Here is a 19,211-nt window from a genome sequence, read left to right on the forward strand (position 1 = left end):
CGGCATGACCCCCACGGATCCCGTCCCGCGGACGGATCCGGCCGCCCGTCCGGCCGACGTCACCACGTCGGCCGGACGGCCGCGCGCCGGAGCCCGCCCGCCCGCCGTCCTCCTGCTCCCCGCGGCCGTTGCCGCCGTGTTCGCGCTCCTGCCCCTCGGCTACCTCGCCGTCCGCTCCCTCGAACGCGGACCCGCCTTCGCCTGGGACGTCGTCGCCGACGAGCGCACGGCCCAGCTCCTCGGACGCAGCCTCGCACTGGCTGCCGTGGTCGTCATGGCCTGCCTGCTCCTGGGCGTCTCGCTGGCCTGGCTCACCGTACGCACCGATCTGCCCGGCGCCCGGGCCTGGTCGGTACTGGTCACGCTGCCTCTGGCCGTCCCCAGCTACGTCGCCGCGTTCGCCTGGCTCTCCGCCTTCCCCGACCTCGAAGGGTTCGCCGGAGCCGCCATCGCCCTGACGCTGGTGAGCTTCCCGTACGTGTACCTCCCGGTCACCGCCGCCCTGCGCGGCACCGACCCGGCACAGGAGGAGGTCTCCCGCTCGCTCGGCCACGGGCCGCTCACCACCTTCCTCCGCGTCACCCTGCCGCAGCTGCGCCCCGCGGCCGCCGGCGGATCCGTGCTCGTCGCGCTGTACGTGCTCTCCGACTTCGGAGCCGTCTCGCTGATGCGCTACGACACCTTCACCCGCGGCATCTACACCTCCTACCGGGCCAGCTTCGACCGCACCCCGGCCGCCGCCCTCAGCATCGTCCTCGTCGTGATGACGATCGCACTGGTCGCGGCCGAGGCGCGGACCCGCGGCCGCGCGGGCCATGCCCGCACGGGCACCGGCACCGCACGCCCCGCCGTCCCCGCGGCGCTCGGCCGGTGGCGCACCCCCGCTCTCGCCTGGTGCGGCGCGGTGACCGCGATCTCCGTCCTGACCCCGCTGGCCACCCTCGGCTACTGGCTCGCCGTGGGGAACTCCGCGACCTGGGACCCCGGCTCACTCCTCGACACCGCCGGCACCACCCTCGCCGTCGCCGCCGCGGGCGCCGCGCTCACCACCCTCCTCGCCCTGCCGGTCGGGGTGATCGCCGCCCGCCACCGCGGCCGCACCGCCACCCTGCTGGAGCAGTCGGCCTACGCGGGCCACGCCCTCCCCGGCATCACCGTCGCCCTGTCCCTGGTCTTCTTCGCCGTCCGGTACGCCGAACCGATCTACCAGGAACTCCCCCTGCTCGTCTGCGCGTACGCGGTGCTGTTCCTGCCCGTCGCCGTCGCCGGCACCCGCGCCGCCGTGCTCCAGTCCCCGCCGGTACTGGAGGACCTCGCCCGCTCGCTCGGACGGAGCCCGCTGAGAGTGCTGCGCGAGGTCACCGTGCCGCTGGCCGCCCCGGGTGTGGCCGCCGGAGCCGCCCTCACCTTCGTGGTCTGCATGAAGGAACTCCCCGCGACCCTCCTGCTGCGCCCCACCGGCATGGACACCCTGGCCACCCGCCTCTGGACCGAGACCGGCACCGGATCCTTCGCCGCCGCCGCGCCCTACGCCGCCGCCCTGATCCTGCTGGCCGCCATCCCGTCCTACCTCCTCGGAAGGCACCGCACATGACCGACCTGCAGATCACCGGCCTGGTCAAGGCGTACGGCCCCGGTGCGCCGGTCCTCGACGGCCTCGACCTCACCGTGCCCGCGGGATCCCTGGCGGCCGTACTCGGACCGTCCGGCTGCGGCAAGACCACCCTGCTGAGGATCATCGCCGGATTCCTGCGCGCCGACACCGGCACCGTCACCATCGGAGGGCGCACACTCAGCGGTCCCGGCCTGCACCTCCCGCCCGAGCGCCGCCGCATCGGCATCGTCCCCCAGGAAGGCGCGCTCTTCCCGCACCTGAGCGTGGCCCGCAACGTCGCCTTCGGGCTCACCGGCCTCGACCGTCCCACCCGCCGCCGCCGCACCGAGGAGATGCTCGAACTCGTCGGTCTCGGCGGCTACGGCGACCGCATGCCGCACGAGCTCTCCGGCGGCCAGCAGCAGCGCATCGCGCTGGCCCGGGCCCTGGCCCCGGAACCGGCCCTCGTCCTGCTCGACGAGCCGTTCAACGCCCTCGACAGCGCCCTTCGCACCGGCGTGCGGGCCGATGTGTGCGCGGCACTGCGGGCCACCGGCGCCACCGCCCTGCTGGTCACCCACGACCAGCAGGAAGCCCTCTCGACCGCCGACCTCGTCGCTGTCGTCCGCGGCGGCCGTGTCGCCCAGTGCGGCACACCCCACGAGGTGTACCGCAGGCCCGCCGACCCCTGGGTCGCCGCCTTCGTCGGAGACGCGGTCCTGCTCCCCGGAACCGCCGACCACGGTGCGGCGGCCACCGCCCTGGGGCGCATCCCGCTGGCGGGGGTGCCCGACCCGGTACGCGAAGGTCTGGTGTTGCTCAGGCCCGAGCAGCTCCGGCTGACCGACCCCGACGCTGCCGAAGCCAGGGGCACCGTGACCGACGTACGTTTCTACGGGCACGACGCCATGGTCACCGTCGCGGTCGACGGCATCGACCAGGCGATCGGCGTCCGTGTCCCGGGCCCGACCTCCGCCACCCCCGGCGAGCGGACGGGCATCGAGGTGACGGGGGAGACCACCCTGCACCCCACCGCCGTGTGACCCGCCGACAGCCGTCCGAGCGGGACGGCGGAGCGGATCCGGCGACTGCCGCCGGGCCGGCATCCCGCGTCGGGATCTCCCGCCCGGGCCCGGTGAGCGCCGGAAGAGGCGGGCGCACGCGGGCAGCCTGTGCGATGAATGGCGCCCCCGTGCGCCCTTGGCCGAAAGTGGCGCTGCCCGTACGTTTGGCCCGGTCACGTGACAGCGTGCGGAAGTCCGGTGCAACTCCGGCACGGTCGCGCCACTGTGTACCGGGACCGGCGCCCATACGGGCCGCTGGTGATCGGTGAGTCAGACCCCAGGCTGTCCGCACATGCTCAGCCGAACGGGACGCGTGTTCCCCCGGGAGGGCCAGTGTGCCGCTGCCCACTGCTGTCAGCACCGTTCGCCCACTGCATGTTCGGGCCAGGTCGCGCTCGTTGCGCCCGCGCACGACAGACTGGCTGTGTCCGGCCACCGCTTTCTCTGAGCGCAGCGGACGCTTGACGTTCAGCCGCCTGCGTCGGACGCCGACCGATGACGTGACGCGGATCCGTCCAGCCGGAGGCTGACCCGCCCGCCCGAGGTGAGACCGGCAGGTCCTGCCGCCCCGACCCGGGGCGCTCAGGCATGTCCTGGACAACCATGTCCTGACCAATTCGGCCGGCGGTGGGCAGGCTGCCGGCCCAGGGGGCTTGTCGGCGCGCCGTGACGGCCTGTGCCACCGCGCCTGGTTGCCGACCGTCGCCCCGCAGGGCCGAAGGGCCCTGCGGGGCGACCGAACGGGTCCTCCCGGCGAGTGCCGACCGGCCCGCCACCAGGGACTGTTGCCGCCGGGCACGAGGGGACGCGAGTGACAGAGTTCAAGTGCTCCCCGAGGCGCCCCCAGAGGATGCCCGGCCGGGCGCACGTCCCGATACCGCGCCCGCCGAGCGCACCTTCCTTCTCACCCACGGGGGACCCCATGACCTTTCACGTCGACTCCGAGACCGGCCGGCTGAAGCAGGTCATCCTGCACCGCCCCGACCGCGAACTGACACGCCTCACACCCACCAACAAGGACGAGCTCCTTTTCGACGACGTGCTGTGGGCCAAGCGCGCCCGCGAGGAGCACGACGCCTTCGCCGACGTCCTGCGGGACCGCGGAGTGCGCGTGTACCTCCTCGCCGACCTGCTCACCGAGACGTTGGACGGCATCGAAGCGCGGCAGCTCGTGCTGGACCGGGTCTTCGACGAACGCGAGTTCGGCATCCTCGGCACCGACCGGCTCCGCACGTACTTCGACTCCCTGGAGCCGGCCGCACTGACCGCCTGCCTCATCGGCGGCGTCACCAAGGCCGAACTGCTGGAGCACACGGGCCCGATACCGAGCGTACGACTGCACGCCATGGCGCCCGACGACTTCCTCCTCGCTCCGCTGCCCAACCACCTGTTCACCCGCGACACCTCGTGCTGGGTGTACGACGGCGTGAGCGTCAACCCGATGAACAAGCGGGCACGGCGCCGCGAAACGGTTCACTTCGAAGCCATCTACCGACACCACCCCCTTTTCGAGAAGAGGGAGTTCCACCGGTGGACCGACGGGCAGGAGGCTTATCCCGCCACCGTCGAGGGCGGCGACGTCCTGGTCATCGGCAACGGCGCGGTGCTCATCGGCATGAGCGAGCGCACCACACCTCAGGCCGTGGAGAATCTCGCCCTGCGCATGTTCGCGGCGGGTTCCGCCCAGCGGGTCGTGGCCGTCAGCCTGCCGAAGAGCCGCAGCTTCATGCACCTCGACACGGTCATGACGATGGTCAGCGGTGACACCTTCACCCGCTACGCCGGCCTCGGCATGCTGCCGTCCTCCACGATCGAGCCGGGCACCGGCGGGGAGGGGCTGAGGGTCACCGACCACGCCCCCGAGGACATGGACCGGGCCATCGCCGACGCGCTGGGTCTGCCCTCCATCAACGTCCTCACCCCGAGCCAGGACCTCCGGTCCGCCGAGCGGGAGCAGTGGGACGACGGCTGCAACGTGCTGGCCGTGGAGCCCGGTGTGGTCGTCGCCTACGAGCGCAACGTGACCACCAACACCCACCTGCGCAAGAGCGGGATCGAAGTCATCACCGTGCGAGGCAGCGAACTCGGCCGGGGCCGTGGTGGTCCGCGGTGCATGACCTGCCCCATCGAACGCGAGGCCGTCTGACCGCCCCTCCCGCGCCCCCCGAGTCCCCGTCATCCGCCCGCCGCGCACACCCCGTACCCGTCAAGGAGCCCGCCATGCACGACGACCTGCACCAGCGCCCGTTCGTGAAGGAACTCGACTTCACTCCCGAGGAGTTCCGCCACCTGCTGGAACTCTCCGCCGACATCAAGACCGCCCGCCGCGAGGGGCGCGAGGAACAGCGGCTGCGCGGCAGGAACATCGCGGTCATCTTCGAGAAGACCTCGACGAGGACCCGGTGCGCCTTCGAAGTGGCCGCGCACCAGCAGGGCGCGCACGTGACCTACCTCGACCCGGCCGGATCCCAGCTCGGGCACAAGGAGTCCATCAAGGACACCGCACGCGTCCTCGGCCGCTACTACGACGGGATCGAATACCGGGGCAGCGACCAGCGCCTGGTGGAGGAGCTCGCCCAGCACGCCGGCGTTCCGGTCTGGAACGGCCTGACGGACCAGTGGCACCCCACCCAGTCGCTCGCCGACGTGCTCACCATGTGGGAGCACACCGACAAACCGCTGAACCAGGTGTCCTTCGCCTACCTGGGCGATGCCAGGAACAACGTCGGCAACTCCCTCCTGATCGTCGCGGCGATGCTCGGCATGGACGTACGCATGGTCGGCCCGCGATCGCTGCACAACGCCTCCGACGTCGTCGACCAGGCGCGGCGGGCGGCGGCCGTCAGCGGTGCGCGCATCACCCTGACCGAGGACGTGACCGAAGGCGTGGCCGGCGTCGACTTCGTCTACACCGACGTGTGGCTCTCCATGGGAGAGCCGCCGGAGATGTGGGACGAGCGCATAGCCCTGCTCAAGCCATACCAGGTGACGACGAAGACCCTGGAAGCGACGGGCAACCCGGCCGTCAAGTTCATGCACTGCCTTCCGGCCTTCCACAACAGCGACACCACCGTCGGGGCCAAGATCGCTGCGCGGACCGGCATGACCGCGCTGGAGGTCACCGACGAGGTGTTCGAGTCCTCGCACTCCATCGTGTTCGACCAGGCCGAGAACCGGCTCCACACCATCAAGGCCGTCCTCGTCGCCACCCTCGGCGACTGAACCGGCATCCCCTCGACCTCCGGAGAACACGTCATGCGTGTAGTCGTCGCACTGGGCGGCAACGCCCTTCTGCGCCGCGGGGAGCGGCCGGACGCCGCCGTGCAGCTCGCCAACATCCGCGCCGCCGTGTCCGCGCTCGCCCCCCTCGCGCACGAGCACGAACTCGTCATCACCCACGGCAACGGACCACAGGTCGGCGTACTCGCTCTCCAGAGCGCCGCCGACCGCTCCCTGAGCAGCCCCTACCCCTTCGACGTCCTCGGCGCGGAGACCCAGGGCATGATCGGCTACTGGCTGCTCCAGTCCCTGCAGAACGCCCTGCCGGGACGCCAGGTCTGCGCCCTGCTCAACCAGACCCTTGTCTCCGCGGCCGACCCGGCCTTCGCCGACCCGGCCAAATTCGTGGGCCCCGTCTACGACCGGACCGAAGCGGAGCGACTGGCTGCCGAACGCGGCTGGACGGTCAAGCAGGACGGCGTCCACTGGCGACGCGTCGTACCGTCCCCCCGTCCACAACGCGTCGTGGAGACCCGGCTCATCCGGCTGCTGCTGAACTCGGGAGCGGTGGCCGTGTGCGCCGGAGGCGGCGGCGTGCCGGTGATCCGTGACGAACAGGGGCAGCTGACCGGCGTCGAAGCCGTGGTGGACAAGGACCTCACCGCCGCCCTGCTGGCCGAGGCGCTCGACGCCGACGCGCTCCTGCTGCTCACGGACGTTCCCCACGTCTCGCTCGGCTACGGCACCCCCGGCGCCGAGCCCGTCGGACGGACCACGCCCGCGGCCCTGAGGGCCCAGCAGTTCCCCGCCGGATCCATGGGCCCCAAGGTCGACGCCGTGTGCCGGTTCGTCGAGCTCACCGGCGCAATGGCGGCCATCGGCGCTCTCGAAGACGCCCGAGCCATCCTCGACGGAGCCGCCGGCACCGTCGTCACACCCAGCGGCAGCTACCGCGAAGCCCGCCATGACGGAACACAGGACCTGACATGACTCTGCAGAGCGCACCCGCATCCCCGCAGCCGGCCAGAGCCAGAACGGACTCCGGCGCGCCCGACGCCCCACCGCGGCGGCTTCGGTTCCCGTCCGCCTTCACCGTCCTGATCGTCGTCACTGTCGCGGTCTGGGCCCTGACGTTCGTCATCCCCGCCGGCCGCTACGACACCAAGGACGGCAGCCCCGTACCGGGCACCTACCACTCCGTGGAACTGACCACCGGATTCTGGGAGCGGCTCAAAGACCTGTTCCTCGCCCCGGTCAACGGTCTGTACGGCGTCACCGAGACCGGGACCGGCCTCACCGCACCTGGCGGGACCGGCTCCTTCGCGGGCGCGGCGGGCGTGTTCCTCTTCATCCTGGCCGTGGGCGCGTTCATCACCGTCACGATGCGCACCGGGGCCCTCACGACGGGAGTGGCGCGCCTCGCGCAGCGTCTGCACCACCGCAGGACCCTGCTGCTGGTGGTCCTGCTGACGGTGTTCTCCCTCGGCGGGACCACGTACGGCATGGCCGAGGAAACCCTCGGCTTCTACGGGCTGATGATCCCCCTGATGCTGAGCCTGGGCTACGACCGCATGGTCGCCGCGACGGTCATCATGGTGGGAGCCGGGGTCGGCACCCTCGCCTCGACCGTGAACCCCTTTGCCACCGGTGTGGCTTCCGACAGCGCCGGCATCGGCACAGGAGACGGCATCGTCCTGCGACTGGTGATGTGGGCCTGCCTGACGGCCCTGGCAGCCGCTTACGTCGTGCGCTACGCCCGCCGCATCACCGAGGACCCCTCCCGGTCGCTGACACCCCTCACCGAGGACGACCTCCGCATCAAGGCCGAGGGTGGCGAAGCGGCGAAGCTCACGAGTCGCCAGCGCACGGTCCTGTGCCTTTTCGCGGCCACCTTCCTCTTCATGATCTTCGCCGTGGTGCCCTGGGCCGATCTGCACGTCACCTTCCTGCCCACCCTCGGCTGGTACTTCCCCGAACTCGCCGCCCTGTTCATCGTCGCGGCGGTCGCCGTGGGGCTGGTCGGCGGCCTGGGCGAGAAGGGCACGGTGAACGCCGTCACCGCCGGCGCAGGGGACTTCATCGGAGCGGCGGTGATCGTCATGCTGGCCCGGGGAGTCACGGTGATCATGAACAACGCCAGTGTCACCGACACCATCCTCGACGTCCTGCGCAGTGCGGTGGCCGACACGTCCTCCGGCGTGTTCGCCGTCCTGATGTTCCTGGTGAATCTCCCGCTGGCCTTCTTCGTCCCCTCCTCGTCCGGCCACGCGGCCCTCGCCATGCCCATCCTCGCTCCCCTGGCCGACTTCGCCGGAGTGAGCCGGGCCCTGGTGGTGACCGCGTACCAGTCGGCTTCCGGATGGGTGAACCTCGTCACGCCCACCTCGGCCGTCGTCATGGGCGGCCTCGCCCTGGCCAAGGTCCGCTACGACCAGTACCTGCGCTTCATGGCACCACTGATGGGCGCCCTGCTGGTGGCCGTCGCCGGATTCCTCGCACTCGGTGCGGCCGTGCGCTGAATCGCCACGGGTCACGCAGGAGGCCGGCTGGTCGGGACATCGACCAGCCGGCCACCGTCGTGCGCCCGGTACGACGCGGGCCTCACGGCTCTGCCGGGCGCGGCCGACCGGCCCCTGGGCGCCCCCCGCTCATCCGCGACAGCGAGATCCGGCGGGGCAGGGTGCCCGTTACCCGCTCAAGGAGATGGGCCTCATGCCCGGACTGCCGGCCATCGGAGCCGCTGCAGCCATCGGCCTCGGCGTGATTCTCGCCTTCGCGGTGGACCGGCAGTCGGACGGTGCCGACCGGTCACTGGTGGGGCTGATCATGATGGCGGCCGGGACGCTCGCCCTGTTGCCGCCACCCACATGTCCGCCACGACTCCCCTATGGGGAAGAGGCCGTGAGGCGGGACGCGCCAGGTCGAGGGCGCTGAGCCCCGCCGGGAGACGGGCGGAGCCGCTCAGGCAGCCGTCGGGTGGGGCGCCTGCCCCGGCGGACGGCTTCTCGCTGCGGATGGCCCGTGGACGCGGACCGGTGTCGCGCCCTCCGGACACGCGCCCCTCGCCGCGCCGGCGGCCGTTCCTTCCGGCCGGCATCACGAGCAACCCGCCGACCACTGCGGGCACAGCACACAGGAGTCCTCGTCGCGCGGCTGCGTGACGAGGACTCCTGGTGCAAAGGGGACGACGGTGCCCGCCGAGGGGCCGCGGCCGCGGCGGGACCGGCCTGCCGTGGCTGGTCCCGCGTCCGCGGTGCGGCCCGTGACGGTCAGAGGTGAGGGACGACCGCCACGGGCGTCCTGACGTGGTGCAGCACCGCATGCGTGACCGGGCCGATGTGCGCTCCGATCGCCGCCCGGCGTATGCGCCGTCCGACGACCAGCAGCGAGGCGTCCTTCGACGCTTCCGCAAGATGGCCCGCGGGCCGGCCCACCATGCACTGCTCCTTGACCTCGACCTGGGGGAACTTGCCCCGCCACGACCGCAGTACATCGGTGAGCGTGCCCGCCTCACGGAGTCCCAGCGCGACACCGTGGCCGGGGTCGGCCGCCGCGGGGTCGTACCCGTCGACCACCGGTACGCTCCAGCCGTGCACGACCCGCAGGGTGGCCGCTCGGGCAGCGGCGGCTTCGAAGGCGTACGCGAGCAGTTCGTCGCACGGCCTGGAGAGGTCGAGGCCGAGCACCACGTCGCGGTACTGCCCCTTGTGGTCCCCGTCGTCGCCGCTCCCGGGCCGCAGCTCATCCTCGGCCCGCTCCCCGGCCCGTACGACGACGACCGGGCGCTCGGCGTGTGCGATGACGGGGAGGGACACCGATCCGGCCAGGAAGCCGGCCACGCTGCCCAGCCCTCGTGAACCCACGACCAGGATCTCCGCCTTCTCAGCGGCGGAGAGCAACACCTCCGCAGGGCGGCCGTTCACCTGCTCCACGGTGATCTCCAGACCGGGGTGTCCCTCCCGCAGCCGGTCGGCCGCGTCGCGGGAGACCCGCTGGGCCCACTGCTGTGTGGTGGTCGCCCCCTCACCGGGCGTGGTGTCCACGCCGGTGAACGGGGCGTGGGCGAACGCCGGTGACCAGTCCTGCCAGACGTGCAGGATGTGCAGGGGCAGACGGCGTATCCGCGCCTCGCGGGCGGCCCACTCGGCGGCGGCCAGCGATTCGGCCGAGCCGTCCACGGCGGCGATGACGGTATGTGACATGTTTCCTCCGGGTGAGGGGTCTTCGGATGGTGTGGCACCGGTCCGGGGACAGGCGGGCGGGCGGTGTCGCCCGGAACGTGTCAACGGGACGGAGTGATCAGCCCGTAGTGGCCGTCGTAGCGGTGGTAGAGGACGCAGCCCCGGCCGGTGGCCGTGTCGCTGAAGAAGACGAAGGGCAGCCCGGTGAGGTGCAACCGTGAAACGGCCTCGGCCACACTGCTCGTCGGCACAGGAACCAGGCTCACACCGAGCAGACCGTCGACTTCCCGTTCCCGGCCCAGGGATGCCAGCGAAGCCATGCGGTGCCGCCCGGTGCGGACGTCGCGGTAGACGATGCTGTCGCGCCCGGAGGCCAGGTCCGTGAAGAGCCAGAAGTCGTGGTCCATGGCTTCCAGGTCGATCACGGCGTCCTCCGGCGTCTGGTGGACCAGGCTGAAGGACTTGTGCCGCACGATCCGGCGTTCCTCGGCGGGGAGGTGATGACGGTGCGGGCGGTGGTCGTGCCCCGCGCTGTCCCCCTCTGCCCGTGTGCGCGAGCCGCTGCCGTGGAGGCTGCGCGCCCCGAACCGCCGTGGCCGGGCGAGCCGGGCGGCCAGACGCTCCTGCAGGAGGTCGACCGCCTCGAACATGGTGCTCGCGGCCACGTGGGCGCGGACGGGCAGGCCGTTGACGTCCACCACGGCCTGAGCCGTGGCCGGACGGTTCGCCGAAGTGCTGACGGCTTGCGTGAGCTTCACCCGCACGGCCAGCACAGGTTCGCGCACGCGGCCGATCACCGCGAGTATCTTTCCCTGGGCGTACACGTCCGCGCCGTCGGGCACCTGCCCGCGGTTGCGGACCTGAACGTCGGCTGTCCGGCTGGTCTTGGGACCGCTCATGAGAACTCCTCCTCGATCGCTCCCAGCCTGTACGCCGGCGGTCGCTCCGGGGCAGAGCCGTCCGGGCCCCGTCACAGCGCCATTGGTACCCGCAGCACCCACGGGCCCTGGGACCTCAGGACGGCCGGACAAGGCCTTTCGGCCTACAGACCACGGACGGGCGAGTCGACGAGCCCCGGCCCGGCATCGCGTGGCGTCCCGGCCGGGCAGCACGGCTCGGGCCGGCGGCCCGGGTCGGCGCACAGGGCGGCGTGGAGCGAAGCGCGGCAGCGAGCGGGTACTTCCGCTGCAGCCCAGCAGCCCAGCAGCCCAGCACCCCAGCACCCCACGGCGCCCGGCCGCCCACCTGCGACGGCAGGGCAGTGGCCGGGGAAGGTGTGCGCGAGGAGCCGTCCGGCGAAGGGGCGTACCGGCCCGTGAGCGTCGCGGCTCGGTCGGCGCAAGAGCGCCGCGGTGTCCCGCCCCGGTGTCAGTGATCGCTCTCGCCGCGGGCCGTCAGCTGGTTCACCACACCGACCACGCCGTCCACGCGCCATACGGCTCGGAGCAACACCGCTGTATCGAGCACTGGTTCAGGCGAGCCCGACAGGGTGACCGTCCCGTCGCGGACGTCGATGCGGAGCCCGTCGATCCGGTGCGCGGCCGACGCCCGGCCAAAGACGGCACCGGCGACGTCCGCGAGGATCTCTTCGTCCGTCCTCAGGAAGACGCGCAGCAGATCACGTCGCGTGGTGATGCCGATGAGGCGGTCCTCCTCGTCCACCACCGGCAACCGGTCGACGTGGCGGCGTTCCATGATGCGCGCGGCGTCGACGACGCGCTGTTCCGGATGCACGGTGACAGCCGGGCTGGTCATCAGCTCGCCGGCCGCCGGGGAAGGTCCCGCGACGGGGTGGGTGCCGGCTGGCCGCCGCAGTGTCGGCACCATCCGGCGCCGCCCCGATCCGTCCTGGCCGAGACCTGCCCGGTGTCCGGTGAGGTCTGCAAGGGAGACCACTCCCATGACCTTGTCGTCGTCGTCCACCACCGGCAGGCCGCTGATCCGGTAGGTGGTGAGCATGCCGGCCAGTTCCTCGAAGGAGGTGTCCGGGCGTGCCTGGACCACCTCGCTGGTCATGACTTCGCCCACCGTCCGCTTTCCGATCACGGCACTCAATCTCCACTCGTTTCGCAGGTTTCCGGGTACCGCCGAAGACGACCCGAGCTCCGACTGCGCCGACCGCTCTGCGCAGAGCGCCGGGCCGGAAGCCACGGAGCCGTCCGCTCTCCGTGCTTGCCGTCGCTTCCAGCGTGGTGCGCAGGACGGGCAGGGGACAGAACCGGTCAGGACCCCTACGCCGGGCCGTTCGGCCCGTGACAGGCCGGGCAGGGCGGTGCCCGTCGCAAGAGGGCCCAATGGCCCTGGGGCGCCCCCCGTTCGACCCCTGCCCCCGGCGCGGCAGGGCCCTCAGGCTGGCACCACTCGCATCGGCACCTACGGGCGCCACCCATACCCAGGGAGCTTCCCATGACTCAGCCGACCAGCGTCTCCCGCACCACCCCCGACGCCGCCCCGTCGGACACACGCATCGCCGTGAACCTCCTGGTCGACAACGCTTCCAAGGCGCTCGCCGACTTCGATTCCTTCACACAGGAGATGATCGACCACATCGTCGCCAAGGCGTCGGTGGCCGCCCTGGACCAGCACACCGCCCTGGCGCGCCTGGCGGTGGAGGAGACCGGGCGGGGTGTTTTCGAGGACAAGGCGGCGAAGAACATGTTCGCCTGCGAGCACGTCACCCACAGCATGTCCCGGGTGAAAACGGTCGGCGTCGTCGGCCGCGACGACATCGAGGGCATCATCGAGATCGCCGAGCCCGTCGGCGTGCTGTGCGCGGTCACGCCCGTCACCAACCCGACGTCCACCACCATCTTCAAGGCGCTGCTGGCGCTGAAGACACGCAACCCCGTCGTGTTCGCCTTCCACCCTTCCGCGCAGGTGTGCAGCACCGCGGCCGCGCGCATCGTGCGGGACGCCGCCGTCGCCGCCGGAGCGCCCGAGCACTGCGTGCAGTGGATCGAGGCCCCCTCCATCGAGGCCACGAGCCTCCTCATGCGCCACCCAGGCGTCGCGCTGATCCTGGCGACCGGCGGCAACGCCATGGTCAAGGCCGCGTACTCGGCCGGCAAGCCCGCAGTCGGCGTGGGCGCCGGCAACGTGCCCGCCTACGTGCACCACAGCGCGGACGTGCGCCGGGCGGTCAACGACCTCGTCCTGTCCAAGTCCTTCGACAACGGCATGATCTGCGCGTCCGAGCAGGCGGTCATCCTGGACACCGACGTGTACGACGAGGCGCTCGCCGAGTTCCGGCGCCTGCACGCGTACGTCGCGACGGCCGAGGAGAAGCGGAAGCTGGAGACCTATCTGTTCCCGCCGGACCCGGCCGGCCGACAGGGCCGCGTCAACCCGGCGGCCGTCGGGCAGAGCCCCGACCGGATCGCGGAGCAGGCCGGGTTCACCGTCCCGGCGGACACCTCGCTCATCCTGGCCGAGGCGAGCCACGTCGGGCCCGACGAGCCGCTGACGCGGGAGAAACTCTGCCCGGTCCTCACCGTGCTGCGAGCCGAGTCGACGCAGGAGGGCTTCGACCTCGCGGCCGACATGGTCGACTTCCACGGACAGGGACACAGCGCGGTGATCCACACCGGTGACCCGGCCCTCGCCGAGCGCTACGGCCGCCGTATGAGGACCGTACGGATCATCGTCAACTCGCCGTCCTCGCAGGGGGCGATCGGCGGCATCTACAACCGTCTGGTTCCGTCCCTGACCCTGGGCTGCGGTTCCTGGGGCAGCACGTCGGTCTCGGACAACGTCTCGGCTGCCCAGCTGCTCAACATCAAGCGCGTCACCACCCGGCAGAACAACATGCAGTGGTTCAAGGTGCCGCCGAAGATCTACTTCGAGCCCCAGGCCATCCGGTACCTCGCCGCGATGCCCGAGGTCCACCGCGTCACCGTGGTCACCGACGCCACCATGACCCGGCTCGGCTACGTGGAGCGCGTCAGCCGCGTCCTGCAACAGCGGCAGCAGCCCGTGACCATCCAGGTCATCGACGACGTCGAACCGGAGCCGAGCATCGACTCCGTACAGCGCGGTGCCGCCCTCATGCGCGGCTTCCGGCCGGACACCATCATCGCCCTGGGCGGCGGATCCCCCATGGACGCGGCGAAGGTGATGTGGCTGCTGTACGAACAGCCGGATGTCGACTTCGCCGACATGCGCCAGAAGTTCTCCGACATCCGCAAGCGCGCCTTCCGCTTCCCCGTGCTCGGCAAGCAGGCCCGCCTGGTCTGCGTCCCCACCACCTCGGGCACCGGTGCCGAGGTCACCCCCTTCGCGGTGATCTCCGACCCGGCGACCGGCAAGAAGTATCCGCTGGCCGACTACGCCCTGACCCCCAGCGTCGCGATCGTCGACCCCGCCCTGACCGCCGAGCTGCCCTCGTCGCTCGCCGCCGACAGCGGCTTCGACGCCCTTACCCATGCCACCGAGGCGTACGTCTCCGTCTACGCCAACGACTTCACCGACGGTCTGGCGCTGCACGCCATCAGGCTGGTCTTCGACCACCTGGAGGCTGCGGTCACCGGCGAGGCGGCACGTCTGAGCCGGGCACGGGAGAAGATGCACAACGCGGGCACCATCGCCGGCATGGCCTTCGGCAACGCCTTCCTCGGCATCGTCCACGCGATGTCCCACACCCTGGGCGCCACCTTCCACATCGCCCACGGGCGGACCAACGCGATCCTCCTGCCGCACGTGATCCGCTACAACGGGACCGTTCCCGGCAAGCTGACGGGATGGCCCAAGTACGAGAGCTACCGGGCGCCCGAGCGCTTCCAGGACATCGCCCGTGCCCTCGGGCTCCCGGCATCAACTCCCGCCGAGGGTGTGGCCTCGTACGCCGCCGCGGTGGAACGCCTGCGGGACGCCGTGGGCATAGAACCGTCCTTCCGCGCCCTGGGCCTCGACGAGACCGCCTTCATCGGTGCGCTGCCGCAGCAGGCACTGAACGCCTATGAGGACCAGTGCGCCCCGGCCAACCCGCGCATGCCGATGCTGGACGACATGGAGGACATCATGCGCACGGCCTACTACGCCGGGCCCCGGCCACTTCCCTCCTTCTGACCGCAGGTTCACCCGCGCGGGCCGATACCCTGTCCGCGTCAGCGGGTGATCGAGGTCAGGAGGCCCAGTGGGGGTGCAGGAGCCGTTGTCGCGGATGCCTCAGATGCGGCTCGACGAGCTGCTGGAGGAGCTGCAGGCGCGTATCAACGCCGCCCGCGGCACCAGGGACCGGGTGCACAGCCTGCTGGAGGCGGTCGTCTCGGTGGGGCGCGAACTGGATCTCTCCCAGGTTCTGCGGCGCATCGTGGAAGCCGCCGCGCTGCTGGTCGACGCACAGTACGGAGCCCTCGGGGTCATCGGTCCCGACGGCAAAACCTTGTCGCAGTTCCTCACCTACGGGCTGACGGACGAGGAGATCGCCCGGATCGGGCCACTTCCCGCCGGGCACGGGATCCTGGGAGAGCTCATCCGTGATCCCGAGCCGCTCCGGCTGACCGACCTGGGCGCGGACGAGGCGTCGTACGGATTCCCTCCCCATCATCCGCCCATGCGGACGTTCCTGGGTGTGCCGATCCGTGTACGGGACGAGGTGTTCGGCAACCTCTACCTGACCGACAAGCGCGGTGGCCAGGACTTCGACGCCGAGGACGAATCGGTGATCTCCACCCTGTCCGTCGCGGCCGGAGTCGCCATCGACAACGCCCGGCTCTACGAGGGCTCCCAGCGCCAGCAGCGGTGGCTGCAGGCGAACGCGGAGATCACCAACAGCCTGCTTTCCGGTAGTCCGCGCCTGGAGGTGCTGGAGCTCATCGCCCACCGCGCCCAGGAGATCACGGGTGCGGCACTCGCCGATGTGTCCGTCCCCGTCGCCGGGACCGACGACCTCGTCGTCGAGCTGGCCATCGGTGCGGACGGTGCGGACGGTGCGGACGGGAAGACCCGCCGTGGCCTGGTGATCCCGGTGGAGGGCACCCTCTCCGGTGCCGCCTATCAAGCCGGTGCGCCCGTGACCACGGCCGGCCTCGCGGAGGACGACCGGTACACCTCCGGTCCCGGCCGCTTCGACGGCCTGGGTCCGGCGGTCGCCGTTCCCCTGGGCACCGCCGCCAAGGACACCCGGGGCGTGCTGCTGCTGGCCCGGCACCTGGGAGAGCCCGTCTTCACGGAAGGTGAACTGGAGCCGCTGCTGGCCTTCGCGGGCCAAGCCGCACTCGCTCTGGAGCTGGCCGAACGACGGAGCGGCGCCGAGCAGCTCGCGCTCCTGGAGGACCGCGACCGGATCGCCCGGGACCTGCACGATCTGGCGATCCAGCGGCTGTTCGCGACGGGGATGACCCTGCAGAGCGCCGGCCGGCTCGTGCAGAACGAGGGCGCCGCCGAACGCATTTCCCGCGCCGTGGGGGACCTTGACGAAACCATCAAGATCATCCGCTCCACCATTTTCGGTCTCCGCGCGCGCGAGGAGGACACCCGGCCGAGCCTGCGGGCACACGTGGCCCGCGCCGTGGGCGAGACGGCGACCACGCTCGGTTTCCCGCCGCGTCTCAGCATGGAAGGGCTCCTCGACACCGACGTTCCGGCGCAGGTGGCCGAACACGTCGTGGCGGCCCTCACGGAAATGCTGAGCAACGCCGCCCGCCACGCCCACGCGACGCGGGTCGAGGTCTCCTTGCAGGCCACCAGCGACGAGGTCATCCTCACCGTGACGGACAACGGCCGGGGCATACCCGCCGAGGGCAGGCGCAGTGGCCTGCGCAACCTCGAAGAGCGGGCCCAGAGCCTGTGCGGCACGCTGGACATCGCGCGCCCGGACGAGGGCGGCAGCCGACTCGTGTGGCGGGCGCCGCTCGCTGCCGGCGTCGACACCCCGTGACGTCGTTCCCGGACAGCGCCGGCGCATGCGGAGGAAGAGCGCGACGCCGGAGCTGTCGCAGGAACATGGCGGCGGCCTCTCTTCGTCCCGGCAGGGCCCGGGGTACTGATCATGCCGGCCGTGCCGGTCCATGGCAGTCCATCAGAAAGCGCGCGCAGGCAGCAGATCCGGCCGGTCCCTCCGCGCGGGGGTCGAAGGTCCCGCGCCGACGGCGCCTCGCGCGCGGGCGGGCAGGCCCGGATCCGAGCTGCCGTCAGCGCCGGCCGCGGGGTTCCCCGTCCGCACCCGCGCGGGGCCGCCGTGATCCCATGCGACCTGGTGGCCCTGGGCAGCCATATGGGGGTGCGGCCGCGTATGAGGGCCATCCGGCCCTGGCTGAAGGTCCCGCTCGTACGGCACGATGCGGTGGATCCGCCGGCGGGCGGAAGAACCGGCGAACACGGAGTGTGCGATGACGGACAGCAGCAGCGGCCCCACGGGGAAGGAACCGGTCAGGGTCTTCCTCCTCGACGATCACGAGGTCGTGCGCCGCGGTGTGCACGATCTGCTGGACGCCGAGCCGGACCTGACCGTGGTCGGTGAGGCGGGCACGGCCGAGCAGGCGCTCATCCGCGTGCCCGCGCTGCGCCCCCAGGTCGCCGTCCTGGATGTGCGTCTGCCGGACGGGGACGGCGTGAGCGTCTGCCGGGAGCTGCGCTCCCGCATGCCCGACCTCGCCTGCCTGATGCTGACGTCGTTCGACGACGAGGAGGCGCTGCTCGACGCGATCATGGCCGGAGCGTCCGGCTACGTGCTCAAGCAGATCACCGGCACCGACCTGGTCAATGCCGTGCGGACGGTCGCTTCCGGCCAGTCCATGCTGGACCCCGGCGCCACGGCCCGGGTGATGGCCCGGCTGCGCGGCGGGCCTGCCCAGGAGGAGCTTCCGCAGGGTCTGCTGCCCGGCCTGACGGAGCGCGAGCGCGAGATCCTCACCCTGGTCGGGGAAGGGCTGACCAACCGCGAGATCGGTCAGCGGCTCTACCTGGCGGAGAAGACGGTCAAGAACAACATCTCCCGGCTGCTGGCCAAACTGGGCGTCGAACGGCGGGTGCAGGCTGCCGTCATCGCCACCCAGGCCCTGGCCGCCCAGGGCGATCAGAGCGGGCGGCTCGGCAGGGTATGACGGCCGTCCGGAGGACCTGAGCGCGCAGGTCCACCCGCCCGCGAACCGGCCGAACGGCCAGGCCCGGCGTCCTTCACAGGCGCCGGGCAGGGCCGTTTGCGCAGGTCCGCCGGAGAGGCCGGCCGTGCCGGGTTCCCGTCGGACACCGCAGCGCGCGCACGAAGGAGCTGCGCCGCGCCGGGGGCGGGCAAGGCCGTCCCCGGCGCGTGGCGGAGCCGTCAGGCGTGCGGTACGACGGCGACGGGGCAGCGGGCGTGGTGCAGCGCGGCGTGGGCGACCGACCCGATGCGGGTACCGACGGGCGTGTGGCGCGCCCGGCGGCCGACCACGAGCAACCGCGCGTTCGAGGCGGCCGACAGCAGCACCTGCCCGCCGCTGCCGATCTCGACGTGCTCGACGACCGGCACGCCGGGGTACCGCGCGCGCCACGGAGCGAGTGCCTGCGCCAGCGCCGTCTTCTCGAACGGCTCCAGTCCTCCGGCCTCGTCGACCAGGCGCATCGAGCCCGCCCCGTAGGCGTAGAAGGGTGGCAGGCTCCAGGCCCGTACCGCCCGAACGGCGGCGCCGCGTGCGGCCGCAGCCTCGAAGGCGAACCCGAGTACGGCGGCGCAGTCCTCGGGCGTGCCCTGCTGGCCCACGACGACCTCGCCGCCCTCCGCGGGAGGCGTCCGCTCGTCCCGGGGCCGGACGGACACCACCGGCCGGGTCGCGGAGGCGATCACCTGCTGTCCGTACGAGCCCAGCACGAAGCCCATCAGAGCGCCGTGCCCGCGTGAACCGAGCACCAGCATGTCGGACCGTTCCGCCTCACGGAGCAGTGCGGCGACCGCGGTGTCGTGCACCACTTCAGCCGTGACGGTCAGGTCCGGGTACCGCCCGGTCACGTGCGTCTCGGCCTGACGCAGCACGGCGTTGGCGGACTCGGCCTGGGCCTTCTCGTCCTGGACGACGGGTACGTCCAGCGGATGCCACAGCCAGGCGTGCACGATGCGCAGCGGGACCCTGCGGATCTCGGCCTCGCGTGCCGCCCAGTCGGCCGCTGCCAGGCTCTCCTGTGATCCGTCCACTCCGACCGTGATAGCGCGGGTCATGGGGCTGCCTCCCTGTGGTT

General features: G+C 71.8%; 13 protein-coding genes. 9 read left to right on the plus strand and 4 right to left on the minus strand.

What is annotated here, in order from left to right:
- Positions 1-4 precede the first annotated feature (4 nt).
- The 6 genes from AAT21_RS11960 to AAT21_RS11985 all read left to right on the plus strand — a co-directional run bounded on the left by AAT21_RS11960 (position 5) and on the right by AAT21_RS11985 (position 8,396).
- Positions 5-1,594 (plus strand): ABC transporter permease, encoded by a 1,590-nt coding sequence (locus AAT21_RS11960; protein ID WP_046776599.1) that lies wholly within the window; start codon positions 5-7, stop codon positions 1,592-1,594.
- Positions 1,591-2,637 (plus strand): ABC transporter ATP-binding protein, encoded by a 1,047-nt coding sequence (locus AAT21_RS11965; protein WP_046776600.1) that lies wholly within the window; start codon positions 1,591-1,593, stop codon positions 2,635-2,637. Before AAT21_RS11960 ends, AAT21_RS11965 begins: the two co-directional genes overlap by 4 nt.
- 943 nt (positions 2,638-3,580) lie before the next feature.
- Entirely contained in the window at positions 3,581-4,804 is a 1,224-nt protein-coding gene (locus AAT21_RS11970; protein ID WP_046776601.1) for an arginine deiminase, read from the plus strand.
- Positions 4,805-4,878: 74 nt separating this feature from the next.
- Positions 4,879-5,880, plus strand: a complete 1,002-nt coding sequence (gene argF, locus AAT21_RS11975) for an ornithine carbamoyltransferase (RefSeq protein ID WP_046776602.1) — start codon at positions 4,879-4,881, stop codon at positions 5,878-5,880.
- Positions 5,881-5,913: 33 nt separating this feature from the next.
- Positions 5,914-6,867, plus strand: a complete 954-nt coding sequence (gene arcC / locus AAT21_RS11980) for a carbamate kinase (protein WP_046776603.1) — start codon at positions 5,914-5,916, stop codon at positions 6,865-6,867.
- On the plus strand, positions 6,864-8,396 hold the full coding sequence (locus AAT21_RS11985) for a YfcC family protein (RefSeq protein WP_046776604.1): 1,533 nt from the start codon (positions 6,864-6,866) through the stop codon (positions 8,394-8,396). Before arcC ends, AAT21_RS11985 begins: the two co-directional genes overlap by 4 nt.
- Positions 8,397-9,146: 750 nt before the next feature.
- On the opposite strand, the gene AAT21_RS11995 is transcribed toward AAT21_RS11985, so the two are convergent.
- The 3 genes from AAT21_RS11995 to AAT21_RS12005 form a co-directional block, all read right to left on the minus strand.
- A complete protein-coding gene (locus tag AAT21_RS11995) occupies positions 9,147-10,079 on the minus strand; it encodes a universal stress protein (protein WP_046776606.1) in 933 nt (310 codons plus the stop codon).
- 80 nt (positions 10,080-10,159) lie between these two features.
- Complete coding sequence (locus tag AAT21_RS12000; protein ID WP_046776607.1) at positions 10,160-10,957, minus strand: sigma 54 modulation/S30EA ribosomal C-terminal domain-containing protein; 798 nt, start codon at positions 10,955-10,957, stop codon at positions 10,160-10,162.
- Positions 10,958-11,426: 469 nt separating this feature from the next.
- Entirely contained in the window at positions 11,427-12,074 is a 648-nt protein-coding gene (locus tag AAT21_RS12005; RefSeq protein ID WP_046777291.1) for a CBS domain-containing protein, read from the minus strand.
- A gap of 390 nt (positions 12,075-12,464) precedes the next feature.
- Between AAT21_RS12005 and adhE the strand changes: the two genes are divergently transcribed.
- The 3 genes from adhE to AAT21_RS12020 all read left to right on the plus strand — a co-directional run bounded on the left by adhE (position 12,465) and on the right by AAT21_RS12020 (position 18,100).
- Positions 12,465-15,122 (plus strand): bifunctional acetaldehyde-CoA/alcohol dehydrogenase, encoded by a 2,658-nt coding sequence (gene adhE / locus AAT21_RS12010; protein WP_046776608.1) that lies wholly within the window; start codon positions 12,465-12,467, stop codon positions 15,120-15,122.
- Between the two features lie 94 nt (positions 15,123-15,216).
- Positions 15,217-16,935: a sensor histidine kinase gene (locus AAT21_RS12015; protein ID WP_412180309.1), complete on the plus strand. Its 1,719-nt coding sequence runs from the start codon at positions 15,217-15,219 to the stop codon at positions 16,933-16,935.
- A 451-nt stretch (positions 16,936-17,386) separates the two neighbouring features.
- Complete coding sequence (locus AAT21_RS12020; protein WP_046776610.1) at positions 17,387-18,100, plus strand: response regulator; 714 nt, start codon at positions 17,387-17,389, stop codon at positions 18,098-18,100.
- A 218-nt stretch (positions 18,101-18,318) separates the two neighbouring features.
- On the opposite strand, the gene AAT21_RS12025 is transcribed toward AAT21_RS12020, so the two are convergent.
- Positions 18,319-19,191 carry a universal stress protein gene (locus AAT21_RS12025; RefSeq protein ID WP_046776611.1) on the minus strand — a complete coding sequence of 291 codons (873 nt, stop codon included), beginning with the start codon at positions 19,189-19,191 and terminating at the stop codon, positions 18,319-18,321.
- Positions 19,192-19,211: the final 20 nt, after the last annotated feature.

This window comes from Streptomyces yangpuensis (assembly GCF_001005295.1).
Lineage (GTDB): Bacteria > Actinomycetota > Actinomycetes > Streptomycetales > Streptomycetaceae > Streptomyces > Streptomyces yangpuensis.